This window comes from Parvibaculum sp. (assembly GCF_049672805.1).
GTDB lineage: Bacteria > Pseudomonadota > Alphaproteobacteria > Parvibaculales > Parvibaculaceae > Parvibaculum.
The window spans coordinates 1-5,949 of the sequence record NZ_JBATWS010000076.1 but is presented as its reverse complement, the minus strand read 5'-3'; the positions used below and the strand labels follow the sequence as shown (position 1 = coordinate 5,949).

Below are 5,949 nucleotides of genomic sequence, written 5' to 3'. Positions count from 1 at the left end.
GTATGACGCTTGTCGGACCGCCCGAGGTGGACGGTCTCATTCTCGTCGCACCGGCCGTCTGGGGCTGGAAGGCGATGAATGATCTCTATGGGGCCGTGCTCTGGATGGCCGCGCGGATTGCACCTTCCTACACGCTGACAGGGCGAGGGCTGGAAATCATGCCCTCCGACAATATCGAGATGCTGCGTGCGCTTGGCCGCGACCCGCTCGTCATCAAGGAAACGCAGATCGGCACGATTTACGGTCTCGTCAATCTCATGGATAGCGCCTATGACGCGGCGCCCCGCATCCGCGTGCCGGTGCTGTTGCTCTATGGCGCGAAGGACGAGATCGTTCCGGCACCTGCCGTTGAGGCGGTGCGGCGCGCCATGCTGGCGGCGAGAACGGAAGTCACGAATGCCTGCTATACCGAGGGCTACCATATGCTGCTGCGCGATCTGCAGCGCGAAACAGTATGGCGGGACATTACTTCATGGGTGAACGATAGGACGCAGCCCTTACCCTCCGGCGAGACAGATCCTCGTCACTGCGGTGCTGCCGTGCCGGAGTGATCTTCTTCGACGGCGGCGGATGTCTGCTCCTCGCCAAAACGAATCCTGATTTCCCGCTCCAGATCGGCGAACAGGTCCGGCACATGCTCGAGATGAGGTTTCTCGGCTTTGAGGATTGAGCGAAAAAGCCGCGCCTTGATCTGTTGCAGATCAATCCCTGCCTTCTTCACCGCTTCAGGCGCGCTGCTCGCGACAATATCAACCAGCCTGTCTGCCGCGTGGAGCCTGCCCCAGAGATAATCATTCTCTCGGGCACGGCGGCTGAAGAAGGCGGCGAAATAACCTAGATCGCGTCCCATCAGAGTGGCAGGCGCGCCCCCTTCGCGCAGCGCACGCGCATCTTCCGGGCTGATGCGGTCCACCAGCACCGTGTCCACATCATCAAGGTCCTGCCACTTGTTCAGCGGCAGCGTCAGCACATCGAAAAAGGGAAAGCCGACATAGGCATGGAGAAGTTCGGTACGAATTTCTTCGGGCAGGGCGGTGCTCGCCATTTCCACGAAACGGACATCAACATCATGGTCGAGGCCGACAAGGTTAAGCTCCGGCCCGATATGCGCCGTGAAGGCGTTGATCTCATGCGGCTCGGCGACGCCATCCTCGTAAATAGCCGCACAGATACGCCGCGTATCGGCAGTGCGGAGCCGCGCCGAGGTTTCCGACTGGATGCGTTCAAGGCAGCGATAGAGGTGCTTCTTGAACTCATCAAGTGCAGCAGACTCCGGCGCATCGCCGTTCTTTGTGCCAATGCGCTGATAAAGCTCGTTCAGCCTGCGAACGACAAAGCGCAGACGCCGCAAGCGGAAGCCGACATCGAAATCTCGCAGGAAGCGCACCCAGGCATCTTCCTTGCCGGGCTCTTCGCCTGCAGCAGCCTGCGCTGCCCATTGCACGGGGAAGATACCGGTATTCTTCGCCCATGTTTCCACGGCGCGGGAAAGGGCAAGCCTGTCGCTTGGATGCGTCACCGCCTCGCTCAGATCGGCAACGATATTTGTTATCTGGTCGAGAACAGAAGAAACCTTGAGCTGCACATAGGCATCATAGGCATAGCCTGCTTCAAGCGCGGCTTTGGCATTCGCCTTGTTGCGAAGTTTTGCGAGTTCCTCCACGCCCGGCACCTTGCCAGCATTGCCATTGAAAAGCTCGACCACGCGCGCGCGTACATGCGGCCGTGTTGCAGAAACGATCTGCCGATAGCGCCGCACGCGTTCTGAAAAATCATGCAGGGATTCAAGTTCGTCGCGCACTGGCTGGTTGCGCGGAATGTCGGAAAGCGCACCTCTTATCGTGTGGAAGAAGCCGGGTGCCGCGCCGCCACCTTCAACGCGCCCGCCTTTCGGGTCGGGATCGATATAGACGATGCGCCTGTCCACTTCGCGATAGGCGGGACGCCCACGAATGGCTTCAATCGCTTCTGCGAAAGGCTTGTTGTTGAGCACACTGCCATCAATGAAGGACGCTTTCACAGGGTCAGAGCCGGACATATTGAGCGGGCGGAACTTGCCGCTCAGAAACTCGGCCCGCGTCGGCCAGTCAAGCCCGCGTTCTTCAAGCACGGCATCAAGCTCGCCAATCCGAGCTGGCGGGAAAGCACCGGGGAAGGAGGACGTCGCCCGCGCCGCAAAGACAAGCCCCGGCACATGATCGAGATCGAAGTCGCTCTCCGTCGCACCGCTTGTATGTTGGAAATAGCTGAACTTCAGGCTGTGCCGATGCTCCCGCTCGCGGATGGAAACGGGATCATGCAGCGGAATGTTCTGGCTGTAGCCGTGAAAATCCGTGACCGAGACAATGAGGTCCAGCCTGTGGCCCGCAGGCAAAAGCGATGCACCGGAAGGCTCCGGCTCTCCCATCGCGCGGCAGGCATCAAGCAGCATGCCGCTCATGATGGAGCCGGAGAAAGGCGGCTCGAACCAGCGCGAGCGCGTGAAGCGTTGCAACTTCTGGCGCATCTCTATGTCGGGCGCATAACGCGCTAGCCATTTGTCCGTCATGCCCCAGAAAAAGGGCTTCATGAAAAGCTTGTCCCAGCGCCCCGCCAGATGCTCCTCATCCATCAACGCGATGATATCGGCCTGTTCCAGCCACATCTTGCGATGTGCATCCATCGGCAGATCATGGGCGAGCGCGCGGGCGAGCAGGACGCCATTGATGCCGCCCGCCGAGGCACCGGCAATCGTGTCCACGAAGATGCGCAGATCAAGCGAGCGGCCGATGGCCTGAATGAGATCAAAGTAGATATCTTCCGTATCTGTCTCGCGATCCGCATGATCGATATCGACATAACGCGCATCGGCGCGGTGGGAGCGGGCGAGATCATGGTGATAGACGCGCGAGGCGCGGACCAGCTTCAGAATCTCTTTCGTCACGCCATGCATGTAGATGGCGAGCGAAACGCCGCCATAACAGACAAGCGCGATCCTGAGTTCCTTTTCCTTCATGCCCCACCGCCCTGGCAACCTGCGCCCCGAAGCGCCCCAGCGAATCCACCGCCGCCCGCAGTCTAGGCGAGCAGCTATTCACGACCAATTACGATGATCAATGCCAGTATGCCCTACCGGCGGGGCATTGTAGGGAAATGGCTAAGTCATTGAATTCAATGGTGGACGGTACTGGACTCGAACCAGTGACCCCTGCGATGTGAACACAGTGCTCTACCAACTGAGCTAACCGTCCCCTGTGGGCGCGATGGGCGCCGATCTCGTTCGGGAGCACGTCTATATGCTTTGGTTCGGCGCCAAGTCAAGCCGTTCGCGGGGTTTTGCGGGCGGGCAGGGCGGGGTAGGCTGGTGTGAGAGAAAACGGGGAGGCCCGATGCCGGACAGATCGCAGCTCAGAACGGCCGCAACGCTTGCGCGGCTTGCGATGCGTGGTCTGGGGCGGAGGCTGAAACCGCGCGCCCTCGGCCCCGCTTCTGGCCCGGCTTTCGAGCGGGCGATGACGGCGCTTCTGGCCGAGCCCGCGGTAGCCGCGCATATAGGCGAGGCGCGCTGCCTGACGCTCCGGCCGGAGGATCAGTGGCAGGCGGCAGGCTTCAGCGTTACGCCCGGTGATGAGGTGACAATTATCGCGGCAGGCGGCTTCTGGGCCTCGAAACTGCTCGATCTCGGCTTTGGGGCGCGTATCGGCCTCTGGTTGCGGACTGGCGCGGGCACGGCGATCTGCAAGACGCCCGGCAATCACTCCACCGTCACCATGGTGGCGGGCGGGCTGCTCGAAGTGGTGGCGAAGCCGCCGGGTGAATGGGCGGATGAGCAGGGGCATTTCGATCCCGCCTATCCGCGAGAAGGCCTCTCCGGTGAGATCAGCGTCTGTGTGATCCGGTGGAAGGGCGCGGCGCTTGCCGGCCTCGAGGCACTGGCTCTAGCGGGTGACTATGAAGGGCTTGTCGCGGCGGCGCTTGAAGAGGCGCGTCACCCCGTTCCGCCGCCGGAAGGCTGGCGCTATCTCTGGCGGCTGGGCGAGGGCCGCATCTTTCGCGAGCATCATGCGGCGGATACGCACAGCATCTGCTGCCATACGGCAGGAGATGTCGGCATCTTGCAATTCCCGGCCGATTTTCCGTTGACGGAGGAAACGCGCCTGCGTTGGCGGTGGAAGGTGGACCGACTGCCCTGCGATCTGCCGGAAGATATTCAGCCGACGCATGACTATCTCTCCATCGCCGTGGAATATGATAACGGGCAGGACCTTACCTATATGTGGTCGTCATCGCTCGCCGAAGATACGATTTTCCGCTGCCCGCTTCCCTATTGGGACAAGGTGGAGACACACTGGGTCGTACGCTCAAACCCCACCAATCTTGGCAAATGGCTGTCGGAAGAACGCTCGCTTCGCGCTGATTACGCAAAGGCCATTGGCGCGCCGCCCGCACGCATCACCCGCATCTGGCTCATTGCCGTCAGCGTTTTTCAGCGGCAGGAAGGCATTTGCGAATATACGGGAATTGAACTCGCTGATGGCGAGCGGGTGCTGAAAGTCCTCTAGCACCGCCTTCAGCCGAAGTGAGCCGGAAGCAGCTTTGCGAGGGCCGCGGGGAATTCATCATAATGGTCGATGGTCACATCAGCTCCAAGCTCCGCCACCGGAATGCGCGTATAGCCGAAGGTGACGCAGATGGAAGGGATGCCGGCATTCTTCGCGGCATAAATATCCGCCTCGCTGTCGCCCACCATCACCGCATAGGCCTTGTCGCCGCCAAGCTGCCGGATTGCCTCAAGGAGATGTTCTGGGTCCGGCTTCTTCACCGGCAGCGTATCTCCGCCGATCACGACCGGGAAATAATGGTCAATGCCAAGCGTCTCAATCAGCTTGCGCGAAAGGCTTTCCACCTTGTTGGTGCAGACGGCCATGAGCGCGCCCGCATCGGCCAGACGATCAAGCTGATCGCGCATACCAGGCCAGAGTTTCGTGTGGTCAGCAATATGATGTTCGTAATAGTCGAGGAACTCGGCAAAGCTCTGGTCGAGCAGTTCTTCGCTCGCCTCCTCCCCTGTTTCCCGGAAGCCGCGCTCAAGAAGCAGCCGGGCGCCGCCACCCACAAGATGACGGACACGCGCTTCGGACACGCGTTCGCGCCCATGCAGTTCAAGGATCACATTGAGCGTTTCGCAGAGATCAGCCGCCGTATCGGCCAATGTGCCGTCGAGATCGAAAAGCAGGGTAGGGCGCATGACTTCACCGTTCAGATTGAGCGGTGCCTGTCTCGCATGGCCGCCTGATTGTGGCAAGCCTGCGCCGGTTTCTTCGCGGCAGGGGCGTCAATCAGCCGCTTTCAGCCCTTCGCGCGACCATTCGGCAAGCCCCTTGAATGTCTGCTCGTAACAGGCAAGCCCGTTGGTGATGATATTCTCCCGCCAGGAAAGACGGCGTGGGGCGTAATCCTCTCTTATTTCCTCGAAATAGGCAGGTGCTTCCAGCGCATCGAAGCCGCCAATGAAGCGCAGCCACCGCTCCAGCATCGGCACGCGCATGGCCTTTGCGGCGTTGTTTTTCGCGAGCGCCGAACGGAACTCGATGACGGCTCCGGCAAACTGAACGCGCGGTCCGAGCATGTCTTCAATGCCCGAGAACATGGTACCGCGCCGTGTCGGGCGCTTCGAGCCCCACATGGCGTCAACGGTTTTCGGGTCGAGCGCATTGCGCCCCCACCAGTCGCCCGCGCGCCGATAGGCGGGGCTGCCGGGTTCGGAATAGCAGAGATGGATCAACTCGCCATCGCCCACCGGACCAGAATGCCAGTCGATGAAGCCGACCCGATGCACATGTGACAGCATGCGGGCAACGATGCCCTGCAACACGATGTTCGACCATTCAGGCTTCGTGCCGCCGAAATGATAGCCGTCCGGGTGCGTGTATTGCCCGCGGCTGATCGCATCTTCGAGCGCCCATTGCC

General features: G+C 60.9%; 5 protein-coding genes and 1 tRNA gene. 2 read left to right on the top strand and 4 right to left on the bottom strand.

Annotated elements, in window-relative coordinates:
- Window positions 1-551: serine aminopeptidase domain-containing protein (locus WBF74_RS02520; protein ID WP_424434686.1), on the top strand; the 551-nt coding region annotated here is incomplete at its 5' end.
- Here WBF74_RS02520 and WBF74_RS02515 read toward each other — a convergent pair.
- Together WBF74_RS02515 and WBF74_RS02510 are read right to left on the bottom strand one after the other, a co-directional pair.
- On the bottom strand, window positions 524-2,995 hold the full coding sequence (locus WBF74_RS02515; RefSeq protein ID WP_424434683.1) for a patatin-like protein: 2,472 nt from the start codon (window positions 2,993-2,995) through the stop codon (window positions 524-526). The two genes, WBF74_RS02520 and WBF74_RS02515, sit on opposite strands and share 28 nt — an antisense overlap.
- A gap of 159 nt (window positions 2,996-3,154) precedes the next feature.
- Window positions 3,155-3,230: transfer RNA gene (locus WBF74_RS02510), tRNA-Val, on the bottom strand.
- Window positions 3,231-3,368: 138 nt separating this feature from the next.
- Here WBF74_RS02510 and WBF74_RS02505 point away from each other — a divergent pair.
- Window positions 3,369-4,541, top strand: a complete 1,173-nt coding sequence (locus tag WBF74_RS02505; RefSeq protein ID WP_424434680.1) for a DUF3047 domain-containing protein — start codon at window positions 3,369-3,371, stop codon at window positions 4,539-4,541.
- A gap of 8 nt (window positions 4,542-4,549) precedes the next feature.
- Here WBF74_RS02505 and gph read toward each other — a convergent pair whose 3' ends face one another.
- Both gph and WBF74_RS02495 read right to left on the bottom strand, forming a co-directional pair.
- Complete coding sequence (gene gph / locus WBF74_RS02500; RefSeq protein ID WP_424434677.1) at window positions 4,550-5,284, bottom strand: phosphoglycolate phosphatase; 735 nt, start codon at window positions 5,282-5,284, stop codon at window positions 4,550-4,552.
- Window positions 5,285-5,314: 30 nt separating this feature from the next.
- A partial coding sequence (locus tag WBF74_RS02495) for a DUF2817 domain-containing protein (RefSeq protein ID WP_424434674.1) occupies window positions 5,315-5,949 on the bottom strand: 635 nt, incomplete at its 5' end.